The organism is Mycolicibacterium sp. XJ879, from assembly GCF_053483935.1.
Map to the genome: position 1 here is coordinate 67,684 of NZ_JBEFTH010000003.1, position 16,931 is coordinate 84,614.

The following is a 16,931-nucleotide window of genomic DNA, read 5'->3' on the forward strand; positions in this document are numbered from 1 at the left end:
ACGACCCCACACTCGGCGGCAAGAGGAAGTGGCGGAAGAGCCTGCTAGGTTTGGGCGGATGAGTTCTATCGCCGTCATACCCGGGGACGGGATCGGTTCGGAAGTGATCGAATCGGCGCGCACCGTACTCGATGCCGTCGCATCCAAACACCGAATCGAGTTGTCCTACACCGAATTCGACTGGTCCTGTCAACGCTACGAGCGTGCGGGCGCGATGATGCCCGACGACGGCATCGAAACCCTGGGCGGCTTCGACGCCATCCTGCTCGGCGCGGTCGGCTGGCCGGGTGTGCCCGACCACGTCTCGCTGTGGGGGCTGCTGATCCCGATCCGGCGGGCGTTTCGGCAGTACGTCAACCTGCGGCCGATCCGGGTGTTCGACGGCGTCTCCAGCCCGCTGCGCCAAGCGGCCGACGTGGACTTCGTGGTCGTGCGGGAGAACGTCGAGGGCGAGTACAGCGAGATCGGCGGGCGCCTCAACCGCGGATTCCCCGACGAAATGGCGGTACAGGAGTCGGTGTTCACCCGCGTCGGCGTCAGCCGCATCGCCGACTTCGCGTTCGAACTGGCCAAGACCCGGCGCGGATACGTCACGTCGGCGACGAAGTCCAACGGGATCGTGCACACGCTGCCGTTCTGGGACGAAGTGGTCGCCGAACGCGCCGAACGGTTCCCGGATGTGCGGTTCGACAGCGAGCACATCGACGCGCTGGCCGCGAAGTTCGTGCTGCAACCGCAGCGGTTCGACGTGGTGGTGGGCTCAAACCTGTTCGGCGACATCCTCTCTGACCTCGCCGCAGCGGTCGCCGGGTCGATCGGCATCGCGCCGTCGGCCAACCTCGACCCGACCAAGCAGTACCCGTCGATGTTCGAACCGGTGCACGGCTCCGCCCCCGACATCGCGGGCCGCGGCGTCGCCAACCCCGTCGGCGCGGTGTGGTCGGCGGCGTTGATGCTCGAGCATCTCGGCCACCCGCAGGCCGCCGCCGACGTACTGGCCGCCATGGAGGCGACGCTGGCCAATCCGCTGACCCGCACCGCCGACCTCGGCGGCACCGCGTCGACCGCCGACGTCACCGCGGCCCTGGTCGCCAGCGTGATTTCGGCGCGCTAATGCCCCGCTAGCGTCCTTTAGCGCGCCGAAATCGCTGATAGCTTGGGGGCATGGGACGCCTGCTGATCAAGAACGTCGAGATTTTCGACGGCCGCTCCGACCGCCTGACCTCCGGGCATGTGCTGGTCGACGGCCACACCATCGCCGCGGTCGAGACCTCCCCGATCAGCGAAGACGACGTCGCCGACGTCATCGACGGCAACGGCCGCACCTTGATGCCCGGCATGACCGACGCGCACGTGCACCTCGTCGGGATGGCAAACACGCTGATCGACTTCGTCATGGCGTCACAGACCCAGCTCGCCGCGATGTCGCTGGCCAAAGCCAAGGACATCGTGCTGCGCGGGTTCACCACGGTGCGCGACATGGCCGGCGACACCGCGGGCATCAAGAAGGTGATCGACGCCGACCTCGCGCTGGGCCCGCGCATCTACCCCAGCCAGGCGGCGCTCTCCCAGACGGCCGGACACGGCGACTTCGGCTGGGTGTATCAGACGCCGACAGCGTTGGGCGGCAAGGAGTCTCGAGCCGAGCAGATCGGCTTCATGCGGGTGGCCGACGGCCCCGACCGGGTCCTGGCCGCGGTGCGCGAACAGCTGAAACTGGGCGCGTCGCAGATCAAGCTGATGGCCGGCGGCGGGGCGGCCTCGCTGTACGACCCGCTCTACACGCTGCAGTTCACCGAGGCCGAACTGCGAGCCGCGGTGATGGCCGCCGAGGACTACGGCACCTACGTGGCCACCCACGTCTACAACGTCGCAGGTATCCGCCGGGCAGTGGAGGCGGGGGTGAAGTCCATCGAGCACGGCCATCTCGCCGACGAGGCGACGGTCGCGTTGCTCGCCGAGCGCGACGTGTGGCTGTCGATGCAGCCGTTCGAGGAACACGACCACGGCTTCATCAACGAGGAGAGCGCGGCCAAGAACCGCGAAATCTGCGGCGGTACAGTGCAGGTCTATGACTGGGCGAAAAAGCACGGCGTGAAAACCGCCTGGGGCACCGACCTGCTGTTCGAGCCGGAGCACGACGCGCGGCAGAGCGACATGATGGTGCGGCTCGGCGAGTACTACACCAACGCCGAGGCGCTGAAGATGGTGACGTCGGGCAACGCCGAGCTGTTCCGGCTGGCCGGTGAACGCGATCCGTACAAGTCCGCTCGGCTCGGCGAGGTCACCGCGGGCGCGTGGGCTGACCTGCTGCTGGTCGACGGGAACCCGCTGGCCGACCTCAGCGTGCTCGGCGACTCCGGCAAGAACCTGGTGCTGATCGTTAAAGACGGGGCGGTCGTCAAGAACACATGCGATATTGGTAGCCGTGGCAACGACTGACCGCACCCGTACCATCGCGGCGCCGATCAAGGAAATCTGGGACGTACTGGCCGATTTCGGCGCGATCAGCACGTGGGCCGACAACGTCGAGCACTCGTGCATCCTGATCAGCGGAGTCGAACCGGTCGGCACCACGCGGCGCCTGCAGGTCGGGCGCGAAACGCTGGTCGAGCGCATCACCGAGTTCGACCCGCCGCACACGCTGGCCTACGACATCGAGGGCCTGCCCAACCGGCTGGGTGCGCTCACCAACCGCTGGACGCTGCAGGCCGCGGGTTCCTCGACCACGGTGACGCTGACCAGCACCGTCGAAATCGGCTCGCGCGTCGACCAGCAACTCGCCGAACGCGTGCTGTGTCGGGTGCTGGCCCGACAGTCCGACTCGATGCTGGCCGGACTGGCTCAACGATTGGAGAACGCACGTGTCTAAACCCGACATCGTCATCATCATGACCGACGAGGAGCGTGCGATCCCGCCCTACGAGACGCCCGAGGTGCGGGCGTGGCGCGACCGAACCCTGCACGGCCGCAAGTGGTTCGACGAACATGGCGTCAGCTTCGGCCGGCACTACACCGGTTCGCTGGCGTGCGTGCCCAGCCGTCCGACGATCTTCACCGGGCAGTACCCCGACCTGCACGGCGTTACCCAGACCGACGGCATCGGCAAGGTGTACGACGACACCCGGATGCGCTGGCTGCGGCAAGGCGAGGTGCCCACGCTGGGCAATTGGTTCCGCGCCGCCGGTTACGACACCCACTACGACGGCAAGTGGCACATCTCGCACGCCGACCTGCACGACCCGGCGACCGGCGAACCGTTGGCGACCAACGACGAAGACGGCGTCATCGACCAAAACGCCGTGCAGCAGTACCTGGACACCGATCCCCTTGACCCGTTTGGCTTTTCGGGCTGGGTCGGCCCGGAACCGCACGGGGCGCCGCTGGCCAACGCGGGTATCCGGCGTGACCCGCTGATCGCCGACCGCGTCGTCGCGTGGCTGATGGACCGCTATGCGCGGCGTCGCGCAGGAGATCCCGAGGCGCTGCGCCCGTTCCTGCTGGTCGCCAGCTTCGTCAACCCGCACGACATCGTGCTGTTTCCGGTGTGGGCGCGCAACAACCCGTTGTATCCGTCGCCGCTGGATCCGCCGCCGATACCGGAGGCGCCCACCGCGCACGAGGACCTGTCGACCAAGCCGGCCGCGCAGATCGCCTACCGCGAGTCCTACTACTCGGGCTACGGCGTCGCGCCCGCGATCGAGCGGGTGTACACCAAGAACGCGCAGACCTACCGCGATCTCTACTACCGGTTGCACGCCGAGGTGGACACCCCCATCGACCGGGTGCGACGCGCGGTGACGCAGGGCGGTTCGCAGAACGCGGTGCTGGTGCGCACGTCGGATCACGGTGATCTGCTCGGCGCGCACGGCGGCCTGCACCAGAAGTGGTTCAACCTCTACGACGAGGCGACCCGGGTGCCGTTCGTCGTCGCGCGCATCGGTGAGCAGGCGACGGATGCCCGGACGGTGTCGGCGCCGACGTCGCACGTGGACATCGTGCCGACGCTGCTCGGGGCGGCCGGGGTCGACGTGGACGCGGCGGCGGCCAAGTTGGCGGAGACGTTCAGCGAGGTGCATCCGCTGCCGGGCCGCAACCTCATGCCGGTGGTCGACGGTGAGCAGGCCGACGACTCGCGGGCGGTGTACCTGATGACGCGCGACAACGTCCTCGAGGGTGACACACTGGCCTCGGGCCTGGCGCGGCGGCTCAACCAGACGGTGAAACCGCCTGCGCCGCTGCGGATCCGGGTGCCGGCCTATGTCGGATCGAACTTCGAGGGCCTGGTGCTGCGCGTCGACGACGTGGCCGGCGGCGAGGGCCACCTGTGGAAGCTGGTGCGCACGTTCGACGATCCGGGGACGTGGACGGAGCCGGGGGTGCGGCACCTGACGGCCAGCGGGGTGGGCGGCGAGACCTATCGCAGCGAGCCGCTCGACGATCAGTGGGAGCTGTACGACCTGGACGCCGATCCGGCCGAGGCGCAGAACCGGTGGACCGATCCCGCGCTGCACGAGCTGCGCCAGCACTTGCGTATGGAACTCAAACAGGCACGGGCGGTATCGATTCCGGAGCGCAACAACCCGTGGCCGTACGTATCGCGCAGAGCGCCTGAGCCGACCAAGCGGGGCGTGCGCGGTGTGCTGGAACGGGTGGGAATTCTGCCGAGTTGACCAACGCGACCAGCCCCGCGCCGAGCCGCAACTCGGTGCGGGTGACGACGTGGCGGTGGATCGCCGCGGTGCTGGCGCTGTGCCAGTTGGCCGCGCCGCTCATCAGCCGGGCCGCGGCGGGCTCGGACGCCGCCAACCAGGCGCTGATCACCCTGATCACACTGCTGAGCGCGGCAACGATGCTGGCGGTGCTGCGCTACGGCCTCGGATCGTGGTGGGAGACGGCCGTGCTGGTCGACGCCAGCGTGGTGTTCGTCGGGTTCAGCCTGTGGCTGCTGGTGGCGGCGCAGGGCTGGCTGTGGGTCAGCGTCGTGGTGTTCGCGGTGATGGTGGCGGCGTTGGTCCACATCATGCGGCTGTTGGTGCGGCGCCGCCACGACCTGACGTGTCAGCGGTGGCTGGCGGTGTTGGCGACCGCGACGTTCGGGCTGTATCTGGGGTGGAGCAGCATCGCGGTGTTCGCGAACGTCACCGCGGCGCTGATCGACAGCGGGGCGCCGGCCACGGTGGTGTGGTGGCAGCTGGTGGTGTTGGTGGCGGCCGCGGCGTTCGCGGTCGGGTTGACGAGGATGCTGCGCGGAACGCCGGGTTATGTGGTCGGGGTGTTGTGGGCGCTGGTGGCGATCGCCATCGGAGCGGCTCAGCGCGACAGCACGGTGTTGTCGACGACGGCGGTGGTGGCCGCGGCGATGGTCGGTGCCACGGCGGCGACGGCGCTGCGCCGTCGCCGGATCTGACGCTTCCGTAACGTCTCGGCACGACCCGACGATGATCTTGACGTAAGACCGTTTCGGAGTCGGGGAGGCCGTGTGCGTCGTCGCTGGACTGCCGCGCTTGCAGCGCTAGCACTGTCAGTCGCCGTCGTCGTCGGGGAGTTCACGCCAGCTGTGGCGCAGGCTCAGCCGACGGCCGCGGCGAAGGACTTCTCCAAGCCGGCGATCGTCATTCTGGGGTACGGCCTCCATCCGAACGGCACCATGCGCCCGGTGTTGCGTCGTCGCGTGCTGATGGGCCTGACCGTGGCGCAGTTCTTCCCGCAGTCGCCGGTCATCGTGACCGGCGGCAACCCTCGCGGCGGCGTCACCGAGGCCGCGCAAATGCGCAGGATGCTGACGCTGCTGGGCTTTCCCCCGCATCGGATCATCGTGGAGGACCGGGCCAACAGCACGGTGCAGAACGCCCGGTTCTCGGTGCCGCTGGCCAAGGAGGCGGACACGTCGGGCATCATCCTGGTGACATCGTCGTCGCACCAGGACCGCGCCGACACCAACTTCATCAACGAAGGCGCCGACATCCTTGCCACGGTGAGCTTTCCCGATGACAACCCGCAGACCAACGTGGTGCAGTTCGTGCACGACGTGATGAGCCCGTTCATCGCCGTGCGGTAGGTAGGTCCGCGTTGGCGTGCTAGGACCGAGATTGACGTCAGGGCTGTTGGACCTCCATCACAGCCGTGGCTGCAATCTCGCCCATAGCATCATTTTCGGTAACAAGCTGATCACTCCCCGCGCGGGGGCGAGGGTCAGCGCGGAGGCCCTGTTAGTTTCGCGCGGTGACGAACGGATTGGGGCGTGCCGTGCGCCGGATGGGCGCAGTGCTGGCCGCCGCGGTGACGATGGCGGCTCTGGTCGTCGCGCCGCAGGCGTCGGCGTATTCGCGTGAGGGCCTGCCGGTGGAGATGCTGCGCGTGCCGTCGCCGTCGATGGGCCGCGACATCCTTGTGCAGTTCCAGGGCGGCGGGCCGCATGCGGTGTACCTGCTCGACGGCCTGCGCGCCCAGGAGGACTTCAACGGCTGGGACATCAACACCGGGGCGTTCGAGTGGTTCTACGAGTCGGGCATCTCGGTGGTGATGCCGGTCGGCGGGCAGTCCAGCTTCTACAGCGACTGGTACGCCCCGGCCAAAGGCACCCACGGCACCGTCACCTACAAATGGGAAACGTTCCTGACGCGGGAGTTGCCGACGTGGTTGGCGGCCAACAGGGGTCAGGATCCGCGGGGCAACGCGGTGGTGGGGCTGTCGATGTCGGGTGGTGCGGCGTTGACGTTGGCGGCGTGGTATCCGCAGCAGTTCATCTTCGCCGGGTCGCTGTCGGGCTACCTGAACCCGTCAAAGGGGTTGTGGCCCACGCTGATCGGGTTCGCGATGAAAGATGCCGGCGGTTTCGAAGCGGTCGACATGTGGGGTCCGCCGACCAACCCGGCGTGGCAGCGAAATGACCCGATGCTCAACATCAACCGTCTGGTGGCCCACCGCACCGCGCTGTGGGTCTACTGCGGCAACGGCGCCACCAGCGACCTGGACGCCGGCGGAGATTTCGGCACCCAGTTCAGCGCCCAGTACCTGGAGAACATCACGCTGAGCACCAACAAGGAGTTCCAGGAGAAGTACCTGGCCGCCGGTGGCCGCAACGCGGTGTTCAACTTCCCGCCCAACGGCACGCACAGCTGGGGCTACTGGGGTGCGCAATTGCAGGCGATGAAACCGGATTTGGTGCGGATCCTCACGACGCCGATTCCGCCGCCGCCACCCCCACCGCCGCCGATGCCCGCGCCCGCGGCGCCCATGCTGCCGCCCGCGCTCCCGGTACCCGCAGGTTAGGCCTCGCCGTGGCGGTGCAGGTGCCGCCACCACCGCGCCCCGCCGGCGAACGCCACCAGCAGGGCGATGCCACCGATCACGATCCCGGTGAACAGCGACAAGAACATCGGATCAACGGCGTCGCCGCTCTCCCCGACGCCGACCATGCCGCCGACCAGGAAGCCGAACAACGGGGCCAGCACCGCGACGGCCAACCCCAGCAGCGCCTGCCACATCCCCGGCGGGGTGGGCTCGAGCACGACGGGACGCCCTGATTCGTCGATCGATTCGGGTTCGGGTGGGGTGCTAGTCATCGGACCTCACTCTTCTGATGTGCGGGACGGCATCGCTGGCGCCGGTGTGCTGACCGCCTTCGAGAAACGGGCGGACGATGTCGATCGGAATGGGAAACACCACGGTGGAGTTCTGGTCGGCGCCGAGTTCGAGCAGCGTCTGTAGGTAGCGCAGCTGCAACGACGCCGGGCTCTCGCTGAGCGTGATCGCGGCGTCGCGCAGCTCGGTCGACGCCTGCAGCTCACCGTGCGCGCTGATCACCTTGGCGCGTCGTTCCCGTTCGGCCTCGGCCTCACGGGCCATCGCGCGCTGCATCATCTCGGGGATCTCGACGTCCTTGATCTCCACGACCTCGACCCGAATGCCCCACGGCTCAGTCTGTTTGGCGATCGAGGCGGCTAAATCCTCGTTGAGGTCGGCGCGGTGAGCCAGCAGCGTGTCGAGGTCCGCGCGGCCGACGACCGACCGCAGGGTGGTCTGCGCGATCTGGGAGGTGGCGACCGCGAAGTTCTCCACGGCCATCACCGAGTTCGTCGGGTCGGTCACCCGGAACAGCACGACGGCGTTGACGCGGGCGGTGACGTTGTCGCGGGTGATGACCTCCTGCGGCGGGATGGTCAGCGTCACCGTGCGCAGGTCGACGCGGACGAGTTTGTCAATCCCCGGCAGCACGAGGATGATTCCCGGCCCCAGCGGCCCGCGTAGCCGGCCCAGGCGGAACGCCACACCGCGCTCGTACTCCTTGATGATGCGCACTGACGCGACCGCGACCGCCACGACCACGACGGCCAAGAAAACCGCGACCACCGCCCATGCGCTCATCCGTGCGGCTCCCGTCGATCCGATGCATACGTGGTGCGGCGACGTATTTCGGCTTCCGCCAACCGGTTTCGCTCTTCGAGGTTATCGTCGAGGGACTGGAACACCACACCCTCGGGCACTCCGGGGGTGCGGCGCAGATGCGACCACAGCGGCAGCGACACCAGCCCCGCCAGCACCGCCGTGCCCACCAACAGCAGCGCCTCGGGTGCGGTGTCAGCGGCCAGCGCCATGGCCAGCGGCCAGATGACCGCGATTGCGCTGACGGCACAGGCGATTCCGCGGTGGAACCGCGCGGCCTCCGATGCGGGCCAGCTGTCGATCGCGCGGCTCACCTCACGGCCGTCCTGCGAGGTGGTGCAGGTGTCCTTGACCGGGCAGGCATTGCAGATCGACGGGGTGCCGCGGTAACGCATCACCCGGTTGTCGGGGTCAAAGGAGGTGGGCCACAACCACTGGTCCTCGGGGCACTGCCAGGCGTCGTGGTCGTCGTGGTAGACGAACGGACCGTTGCGGTGCTGTTCGACCTTGGCCGCCGCGCGCCGGGCGAATGTGTCGATGCCGTAGGCGATTGCGACCAGCACCGCGGCGTAGCCCATCGCCAGAAAGGTGGCGGCCTGCATGCCCCCGATCACGGACTGGCCTCGGTGTCACGGTCGTCGGGCGCCGGCGGACGCCGATCGGAGGCATAGCGCGAGGATGTGCCGCCGCCGGTTCCCGTGGCGGCCAACCCGGTGCGGTCCTCCTCGGCCTCGGCGTGCTCCTCGACGAACAGGGTCTCCGGTGGCAGCGTGTGCGTCCTCGCCTTGATGCCGTAACGCACACCGAGCCAAGTGATCCAGAGGAACGGCAGCACCCCGCCGATGATGAACAGGAAGTCGCCGGGCATACGCAACCACTCCAACACCGCGTTGCCGGGCTCGGTGATGTAGCCCAACGTGCGCGCCTCGTAGTAGCCGTCGTTCACCGAATGCCACAGCTGCAGCACACCGAGCGGCAACAGCGTGGCGAACACCATCCACGCCAGCCCGATGTTCAACGACCAGAACGAGATCTTCGCCAGCCTGTCCGGCCATCGTTCCGGCGGAATGACGTAGCGCAACGCGAACAGCGCCAGCCCGACGGCGAGCATCCCGTAGACGCCCATCATCGCGCCGTGCGCATGGTTGGCGGTCAGCGCCGTGCCGATCTGGTAGTAGGACACGATCGGCAGGTTGATCAGGAAGCCGAATACGCCTGCGCCCACGAAGTTCCAGAAGCCGACCGAGACCAGGAACAGCACCGCCCACCGGTGCGGGAACGGCGCGCTGCTGCGCGACTGCTGTCGCGAGCCCAGCTGTAGGAACGTCCACGCCTCGACCGTCAGGAACGTCAGCGGAATGACCTCCAGCGCCGAGAAGAACGCGCCAAGGGCCATGTGCTCCACCGGGGTTCCGGAGAAGTACAGGTGGTGCATGGTGCCGATGACGCCGCCCATCGAGTAGAGGATGACGTCGAGGAAGATCAGCTGGATCGCGATCTTGCGGCGCACCACGCCCAGCATCACGAAGATGTAGGCCACCATCACGGTGGTGAACAACTCGAGGAAGTCCTCGACCCACAGGTGCACCACCCAGAACCGCCAGAACTCGGCGACGGTGAGATGTGTTTCGGTGCCTGCGAGCAGACCGACCGCGTAGAACGCCGGGATGGACAGGCCGGCGTAGAAGAACAGCCACGGCATGTTGAACTTGCTCTCGGTCTTCAACCGCGACCGGATCGACCGGAACACGATGGCGATCCAGATGAACAGCCCGAGCACAAGCAGGATCTGCCAGAACCTCGGCAGGTCGAGGTACTCCCACTGCTGGTCGAAGAAGATCGAGCCCTTGGCCCAGTCCACGCCGAACGTGCTCAGCGCGGTGCCCACCACGGTGCCGCCGACGACGACCACCAGCGCGCCCAGCAGCGCGTAGGCCAGCCAGGACTGCCGTCGCGGTTCTCGCCCGGAGATGATGGGCGCCAAGAAGATTCCGGCGGCCAGGAACGCTCCCGCCGTCCACAGCAGCGACAGCTGCACGTGCCAGGTGCGCGCGAGGTTGAACGGCAGGAGCTGGGCCAGGTCGATACCGAAGAAGTCGCTCAGGTCGGCGCGGTAGTGCTCGATGGCGCCGCCCAGCAGCGCCTGACCGAGGAAGAGCACCGCGATGACGAGGAAGAACCAGGCCGTCGCCTTCTGCGACGGGGTGATCTGGACTTCGCCGGGTTGGCGGAACCGCAGCGACGGGGTTTCTGTTGCGTGCCAACCGATCCTGCGGCTCCACCGGCCGTAGAGGGCAAACAGCGCGCCGAGCCCGGCCAGCAGCGCGATCAGCGACATCGCCGACCACACCAGGATGTCGGCCGTCGGGGTGTTGTTCACCCGCTGTTCGGGTGGCCAGTTGTTGGTGTAGGAGTAGGCGTGGCCTTCGCGTTCAGCGGCGGCCGCCCAGGAGGTCCACGCGAAAAACGCGGTCAGCTCCTTGATTTCCTGCGGATCGGTGATGACACGCGGGATCAGGCCGTATTCGGTGGAGTCGGTGCCGAAGATGTCGGCGTAGTGGGCTTGGATCGCGTCGAATGCACGGGCCTGCTCGGCGGTGAACTGCAGTGTGCCGGTGGACTCGTCGTAGCGGTTGGTGCGCATCATCTCCGCGACGGCGGCGGTGGGGTCCTGCACACCGCGGTCGCGCAGCTGCTGGCCGACGTGGTCGGCGGACAGCCGCAGGTACTCCGCGGTGTAGTCGGGCCCGAGGTAGCCGCCGTGACCCATCACCGAGCCGTACTGCTGCAGGCCGCGGCGCAAAAAGATTTGCTGTCCGGCGGTGATGTCCTGTTCGGTGAACAGGGTCTGGCCGTCCGGGCCGACCACCCGTTGGGGCTGGGGCATCGAGTCGGTGTAGGTCCTGGCGGCCAGGATGCCCATGACCGTGAAGCCGAAGATCATGACGAGCGCGACGCCCTGGACCCAGCCTTTCGAGATGGCGAGCTCGGCCTTCGTCGGCTGAGGTTCCAGGAACTGATCCGTCATGCCACACCCCCCACTGGGATTTAACGCATTCTGCTAGTAAAAATAGCGGTATGCGTTGAGATATGTGTTGTTCTGGTCGATTCCGGCCGGGTCAGGATTCGGCTGCGGTCCAATCGTAGGGCAAGAATTTTCCGTCGAAGGTGACCACCACACGGTCCCCGGACGGATGCGGCTTCTTCTCGACGTCGACGCTGAAGGTGATCGCGCTCATGATGCCGTCGCCGAACTGTTCGTGGATCAGCTCCTTGATGGCGCCGCCGTAGACCTGAAGGGCCTCGTAGAAGCGATAGATGGTGGGGTCGGTGGGTACCGCGGTGGGTAGCCCGCCGCGCATCGGGACGGCGGCCAAAATGGGCACGACCGACTCATCGAGGCCGAGCAGTTCGACGAGTGTGCGCGCGGCTTCCGTGGGGATCGGGTGCTGGCCGAGCAGGGCGGCGGTGGTCCACACGACGGGCTTGTCGATGGCGTCGGCAAGCTGCTGCCAGGTCAGGCCTTTGGTCAGGCGGGCGGTGACGATCTGTTCAGTGATCTGCTCTCGGGTCATGCCTCGTCATTGTGCCCCTACCAGAGCACGGCGACGGCCGCCGCGGTGAAGGACAGCACCCCCACCGCCCAGAACATCGCGGGGGGCACGGCTTCGCCGGTGCGTTTCTGCCGTGCGCTGCCCATGCCGAGCAGCCCGCCGAGGATCACGAGCAGGACGAGCTTCACGCCGAGCTTTGGGTAGTTCAGTTCGATGCCCGCGGGCCAGGGCGCGGCCAGGGCGAGCCCGGTGAGCAGCGAGAGCAGCAGCCCGTAGTCCATCGGGCGGGCGATGCGGAACCGTCGTGCGGCCGCCTCGGCGATCCACGCGCCGAAGGTCGCGGCGAAGCCGACGATGTGCAGCAGTACAACTACGTTGCGTAGTAGTTCCATGGTCAGAGCTTAACCCGTAGCGTCCGATCCATGTTTGTCGACGCGATGACGACCCCGCAGCCGTTGGGACAGACCGGCGACCTCGCCGAGCGCACGCAGCAGGCGGGCTTCTCGGGCCTGCTGTTCACCGAAACCGGGCGCACCGCATACCTCAACGTCGCGGTGGCGTCGCAGGCGGCGCCGGGCCTCGAATTGTCGACGGGGGTGGCTGTCGCGTTTCCGCGCAGCCCGTTCGTGACGGCGGCGACGGCGTGGGAGCTGGCCGAGTCGACGGCCGGCAAGTTTCGCCTGGGCCTGGGCACGCAGGTGCGCACGCACGTGGTGCGGCGTTACGGCGTGGAGTTCGAGCGGCCGGGCCCCCGGCTGCGCGACTACGTGCTGGCGGTCAAGGCGTGCTTCGCGGCGTTTCGGACCGGCACGCTGGACCACCACGGCGAGTTTTACGATCTGGACTTCATCACGCCACAGTGGAGCCCCGGGCCGATCGACGCGCCGGACCCGAAAGTGGATGTGGCAGCTGTCAATCCGTGGATGCTGCGGATGGCCGGCGAGGTGGCCGACGGGGTTCATGTACATCCGCTCGGCGAGCCGGGATACATGTGGCGTCACGTGGTGCCGAACATCGCTTTGGGGGCGGAGAAGGCGGGCCGATCGCCCGATGACGTCGCGGTGATCGTTCCGGTGATGACGATCGTGGGTGACAGCGACGAGGAACGCGATCGCGAGCGTGAGCTGGTCCGGGCGAGCATGAGCTTCTACGGCAGCACGCCGAACTACGCGTTCATCTGGGACGAGGCAGGCTTCGAGGGGACGACGGCACGGATCCGCGAGAAGCAGAAGGCCGGCGACTTCAAGGGGATGGCGGCACAAATCACCGACGAGCACATCGCTCAGTTCGCCACGGAGTCGACGTGGGACGGGTTGGCCGACGCGCTGGTTGAGAAGTACACCGGGCTGGCGACCCGCATCGTGCTGTACAACGCGCTGGCCGATCCCGAGCGCATCGAGCGCTACGGCGAGGTCGCGCGGCGGATAGCCGACAGGTAGCTCGTATCATCGCTGCAGAGATGACAGAAAATGCCCTGGTGGCGGCCGACACGTCGGCGACCCGCCGTATCGCCGCCGAAGCCGCCCGACGCAGAACGTTTGCCGTAATCAGCCATCCCGACGCGGGTAAGTCGACGCTGACCGAGGCGTTGGCCCTGCATGCGCAGGCCATCACCGAGGCGGGCGCGGTGCACGGCAAGGCGGGTAGGCGCGCCACGGTGTCGGACTGGCAGGACATGGAGAAGGCCAGGGGCATCTCGATCACGTCGACGGCGCTGCAGTTCCCGTACCGCGACTGCGTGATCAACCTGCTCGACACCCCCGGCCACGCCGACTTCTCCGAGGACACCTACCGGGTGCTGACCGCTGTCGACTGCGCGGTCATGTTGGTGGACGCGGCGAAAGGTCTTGAGCCGCAAACGCTGAAGTTGTTTCAGGTGTGCCGACATCAGGGGATTCCGATCATCACGGTGATCAACAAGTGGGACCGGCCGGGCCGCGAAGCCCTGGAGTTGATGGATGAGATCGAGCAGCGGATCGGCCTGCGTCCCACTCCCCTGACCTGGCCGGTCGGTATCGCCGGGGACTTCAAGGGCGTGATGGACCGCCGCGGCGGTCACTTCATCCGGTTCACCCGCACCGCGGGCGGGGCCAAGGTGGCTCCGGAAGAGCACATCGCCGCCGTCGACGCCAATGCTGCGGCCGGCGACGATTGGGATACCGCGGTAGAGGAGTCCGAACTGCTGTCCGCCGACGGCGCCGATTACGATCGCGACGAGTTCCTCAGCGGCACAGCGTCTCCGGTGTTGTTCACGTCGGCGGCGCTCAATTTCGGGGTGAACCAGCTGCTGGATGTACTCGTCGAACTCGCGCCCGCGCCGGCGGGCGCGGTGGATGTCAACGGGGTGCATCGCAGCACCGAATCGGCTTTCAGCGCTTTCGTTTTCAAGGTGCAGGCGGGTATGGATTCGGCGCATCGAGATCGCATCGCGTATGCGCGGGTGGTGTCGGGCACGTTCGAGCGTGGTGATGTGCTCACCCATGCGGCGACCGGCAAGCCGTTCGTCACGAAGTATGCGCAGTCGGTGTTCGGGCAGCAGCGGTCGACGTTGGATACCGCGTGGCCGGGGGATGTGATCGGGTTGGCGAACGCGGCGGTGTTACGGCCGGGGGACACGTTGTATCGCGATGAGCCGGTGGCGTATCCGCCGATTCCGAGCTTCTCGCCGGAGCATTTCGCGGTGGCGCGGTGCAAGGATCCGAGCAAGCACAAGCAGTTCCGGCGGGGTATCGAGCAGTTGGAGCAGGAGGGCGTGGTTCAAGTGCTGCGCTCCGACCGGCGCGGCGAGCAGGCCCCGGTGCTCGCCGCCGTCGGCCCGATGCAGTTCGAGGTGGCGACGCACCGGATGGCGACCGAGCTGAGCGCGCCGATCTCGCTGGAGTCGTTGCCCTACCAGGTGGCACGGGTCGTCGAGCCCGAGGACGCCGCGTTCATGGACAAGCAGGTGTCGGCGGAGGTGTTGACCCGCACCGACGGGGTGATGCTGGTGCTGTTCTCCACCCCGTGGCGGCTGGAGGGCTTCCAACGGGACAATCCGGACGTTCAGTTGGGGTCGTTGGTGGCCGCGGGGCAATAGCCCTGGGTGGATGTGCCCGAAAGCGTGCTACGGGCGAGATTGCACTGAGGGCTGTTGTCGCCATGCCGTCGAGGCGACCGAAGGCCGGACTTAGCCGGACGAAAATAGTGATTCCGTTGTCGGAGAGCACCGCTAAGCTCGACACGTGGCGTCCGGGGACCTCGAATCACGCGTTAGCGCCCTCGAAGCGCAGGTGCACGACCTAACCGGGCGGGTGCGCGCCAACGAGCAGGACGCGGCGTCCGCCCGCGTTCTCGCTGGGGCCGCCGACCGCGATGTCAGCGAGTTCCGAGGCGAAATTCGGAACTTCCGCCGGGCAACCACCGCGAGTTTCAATGCCCTGCGACAGGACTTCGTCGACCTGCGCTCCCACGTCGACAACGGCTTCACGGAGATGCGCGGAAAGTTCGACGTGATGGCCGCTGGGCAACAACGTATCGTCGAGCTTCTTCAGACGACCATCACCGATCAAGGCCATAACGGACCGGCACAGTAGCCAGACGGCACCATGGCGAATCTTCAGACCCGGGTCGCGCGAATTGCCGAGGCAACGATGGCCGAGCAGGGATTCGTCCGACCCGTCGACATACTCGTCGGCCTCGGTTGGCTCGCGCGGTCGAACGTCGACCAGTGGGAGCGCGGCCGGGTTCCGGTGCTGGGCCGGTGCATGGGAGTCGACGCCGACAAGGTCGCCGCCGGGCTGGCCGCGTTACAGCAGTGGGCCCGAGATCGTGAGCTGAGGCCGTCCGAGGACAGCTGCCGAAATCTGCGATTCACCGATGACGACGATCCCGAGCTCGACCGCGCCTACCGCACCCACTGGATGCCCGCCTACGGGCCCGACCCCGTCTCCGAGCGCCCACGCCAGCGGCCCCAGGACATCGTGGTGATCTCGCCGCACAACGCCTGGACGTGCGATTCGTGCGACGAGCCCGGCGACTTACTCCTCAAGAACAAGGCCGGAGCGCTGTGCCTGGATTGCGCCGACCTCGGCCACCTGGAGTTCCTGCCGTCCGGCGACGCGGCGTTGACGCGTCGCGCGCGCAAGGCCAGTCGCCTGTCGGCGGTGGTCGTGCGCTGGAGCACGCGGCGCAAACGGTATGAGCGGCAAGGGATTTTGGTCGAGCCGGCGGCCGTCGAGCAGGCTGCGCAGGAATGTCTGTCCGACGCGGACGCGCGTGCCCGTCGCAGGGAATGTGATCAGAATCGTCGGGCCGAGGAGGATGCGCAGTTTCGCGGCGAGTTCGCCGAGGCCATTCGCCAGCAGTTTCCGGGTTGTCCGGCCGAGCGCGCCGAGGCGATCGCGATGCACGCCGCGGCACGCGGTAGCGGACGGGTCGGGCGAAGCGCGGCCGGGCGGTCGTTGGACCCCGATGCGGTACTGCTTGCCGTCGCGGCGTCGGTGCGCCATATCGACACCGACTACGACGACCTGCTCATGTCGGGATATGACCGTGAATCGGCGCGCGCACAGGTGTATACGCGCGTCGAGGACGTGCTCGACACGTGGCGCGACGGTGTCGTCGCTCTCGACGAGCCCGATGCGGGGTGACCCCGTCCGCCGAATTCTGCGCCAGGGCTGTGATCCGGGCCGCACCACGACCCTGGTGTAGATTTCGCGGCGGCCGCCCTTTTCGTAGAGTTGCGCCATCGTCGCCAGTCTCGCGGCGATATCGGGATAAAGCTTGGAGTTGGGGTGATGCAGGTCCTTCTCCAGCTCCGGACGGTACAGGTCCGCGGCGGCCACCGGCCGGGCTTCAGCGCCGCGGTCGGCCAACTCCCGCCACGCCCAGCCGGGGCCGTACCGGTCGGCGGCCTGCCATGCGGCGTCGACGTCACCCTCGCTCAGATGGAGCTGGACCAAAAACGCGCCGGCGGCGAAGCGGTCAGACGCTAGTTCCCGCGCCTGGTCG

17 protein-coding genes are annotated in these 16,931 nt (G+C 67.5%); 11 read left to right on the forward strand and 6 right to left on the reverse strand.

The features are described 5' to 3' along the window. Positions 1–58 precede the first annotated feature (58 nt). From ABQF13_RS07495 to ABQF13_RS07525, 7 genes are all read left to right on the forward strand, one after another. Positions 59–1,114 (forward strand): tartrate dehydrogenase, encoded by a 1,056-nt coding sequence (locus tag ABQF13_RS07495; RefSeq protein ID WP_448392112.1) that lies wholly within the window; start codon positions 59–61, stop codon positions 1,112–1,114. Positions 1,115–1,164: 50 nt separating this feature from the next. After that, positions 1,165–2,442: a metal-dependent hydrolase family protein gene (locus tag ABQF13_RS07500; protein ID WP_448392113.1), complete on the forward strand. Its 1,278-nt coding sequence runs from the start codon at positions 1,165–1,167 to the stop codon at positions 2,440–2,442. Then, positions 2,429–2,872 (forward strand): SRPBCC family protein, encoded by a 444-nt coding sequence (locus ABQF13_RS07505; RefSeq protein WP_448392114.1) that lies wholly within the window; start codon positions 2,429–2,431, stop codon positions 2,870–2,872. The genes ABQF13_RS07500 and ABQF13_RS07505 overlap by 14 nt, the downstream gene beginning before the upstream one ends. Positions 2,873–2,891: 19 nt before the next feature. Beyond that, positions 2,892–4,673: a sulfatase-like hydrolase/transferase gene (locus tag ABQF13_RS07510; RefSeq protein ID WP_448392654.1), complete on the forward strand. Its 1,782-nt coding sequence runs from the start codon at positions 2,892–2,894 to the stop codon at positions 4,671–4,673. Next, entirely contained in the window at positions 4,670–5,410 is a 741-nt protein-coding gene (locus ABQF13_RS07515; RefSeq protein ID WP_448392115.1) for a TspO-related membrane protein, read from the forward strand. Before ABQF13_RS07510 ends, ABQF13_RS07515 begins: the two co-directional genes overlap by 4 nt. Before the next feature lie 72 nt (positions 5,411–5,482). Further along, positions 5,483–6,061, forward strand: a complete 579-nt coding sequence (locus ABQF13_RS07520; protein ID WP_448392116.1) for a YdcF family protein — start codon at positions 5,483–5,485, stop codon at positions 6,059–6,061. Positions 6,062–6,258: 197 nt separating this feature from the next. Then, positions 6,259–7,275, forward strand: coding sequence for an esterase family protein (locus tag ABQF13_RS07525; protein WP_448392655.1), 1,017 nt, complete (start codon positions 6,259–6,261; stop codon positions 7,273–7,275). On the opposite strand, the gene ABQF13_RS07530 is transcribed toward ABQF13_RS07525, so the two are convergent. The 6 genes from ABQF13_RS07530 to ABQF13_RS07555 form a co-directional block, all read right to left on the reverse strand. Continuing rightward, positions 7,272–7,568 carry a hypothetical protein gene (locus tag ABQF13_RS07530; protein WP_448392117.1) on the reverse strand — a complete coding sequence of 99 codons (297 nt, stop codon included), beginning with the start codon at positions 7,566–7,568 and terminating at the stop codon, positions 7,272–7,274. The two genes, ABQF13_RS07525 and ABQF13_RS07530, sit on opposite strands and share 4 nt — an antisense overlap. Continuing rightward, complete coding sequence (locus ABQF13_RS07535) at positions 7,561–8,370, reverse strand: SPFH domain-containing protein (RefSeq protein WP_448392118.1); 810 nt, start codon at positions 8,368–8,370, stop codon at positions 7,561–7,563. Before ABQF13_RS07535 ends, ABQF13_RS07530 begins: the two co-directional genes overlap by 8 nt. After that, positions 8,367–9,002 (reverse strand): hypothetical protein, encoded by a 636-nt coding sequence (locus tag ABQF13_RS07540; protein ID WP_448392119.1) that lies wholly within the window; start codon positions 9,000–9,002, stop codon positions 8,367–8,369. Before ABQF13_RS07540 ends, ABQF13_RS07535 begins: the two co-directional genes overlap by 4 nt. Beyond that, positions 8,999–11,416, reverse strand: a complete 2,418-nt coding sequence (locus ABQF13_RS07545; protein ID WP_448392120.1) for a nitric-oxide reductase large subunit — start codon at positions 11,414–11,416, stop codon at positions 8,999–9,001. Before ABQF13_RS07545 ends, ABQF13_RS07540 begins: the two co-directional genes overlap by 4 nt. A gap of 91 nt (positions 11,417–11,507) precedes the next feature. After that, positions 11,508–11,963 carry a cyanase gene (cynS, locus tag ABQF13_RS07550; RefSeq protein WP_448392121.1) on the reverse strand — a complete coding sequence of 152 codons (456 nt, stop codon included), beginning with the start codon at positions 11,961–11,963 and terminating at the stop codon, positions 11,508–11,510. 17 nt (positions 11,964–11,980) lie between these two features. Further along, positions 11,981–12,334: a Fe-S protein gene (locus tag ABQF13_RS07555; RefSeq protein ID WP_448392122.1), complete on the reverse strand. Its 354-nt coding sequence runs from the start codon at positions 12,332–12,334 to the stop codon at positions 11,981–11,983. A 30-nt stretch (positions 12,335–12,364) separates the two neighbouring features. Between ABQF13_RS07555 and ABQF13_RS07560 the strand changes: the two genes are divergently transcribed. The 4 genes from ABQF13_RS07560 to ABQF13_RS07575 all read left to right on the forward strand — a co-directional run bounded on the left by ABQF13_RS07560 (position 12,365) and on the right by ABQF13_RS07575 (position 16,570). Continuing rightward, positions 12,365–13,381 (forward strand): TIGR03617 family F420-dependent LLM class oxidoreductase, encoded by a 1,017-nt coding sequence (locus ABQF13_RS07560; protein ID WP_448392123.1) that lies wholly within the window; start codon positions 12,365–12,367, stop codon positions 13,379–13,381. Positions 13,382–13,401: 20 nt separating this feature from the next. After that, on the forward strand, positions 13,402–15,018 hold the full coding sequence (locus ABQF13_RS07565) for a peptide chain release factor 3 (protein WP_448392124.1): 1,617 nt from the start codon (positions 13,402–13,404) through the stop codon (positions 15,016–15,018). A 145-nt stretch (positions 15,019–15,163) separates the two neighbouring features. Further along, positions 15,164–15,514 (forward strand): hypothetical protein, encoded by a 351-nt coding sequence (locus ABQF13_RS07570; protein ID WP_448392125.1) that lies wholly within the window; start codon positions 15,164–15,166, stop codon positions 15,512–15,514. A gap of 12 nt (positions 15,515–15,526) precedes the next feature. After that, a complete protein-coding gene (locus tag ABQF13_RS07575; RefSeq protein WP_448392126.1) occupies positions 15,527–16,570 on the forward strand; it encodes a DUF2293 domain-containing protein in 1,044 nt (347 codons plus the stop codon). Positions 16,571–16,931 lie beyond the last annotated feature (361 nt).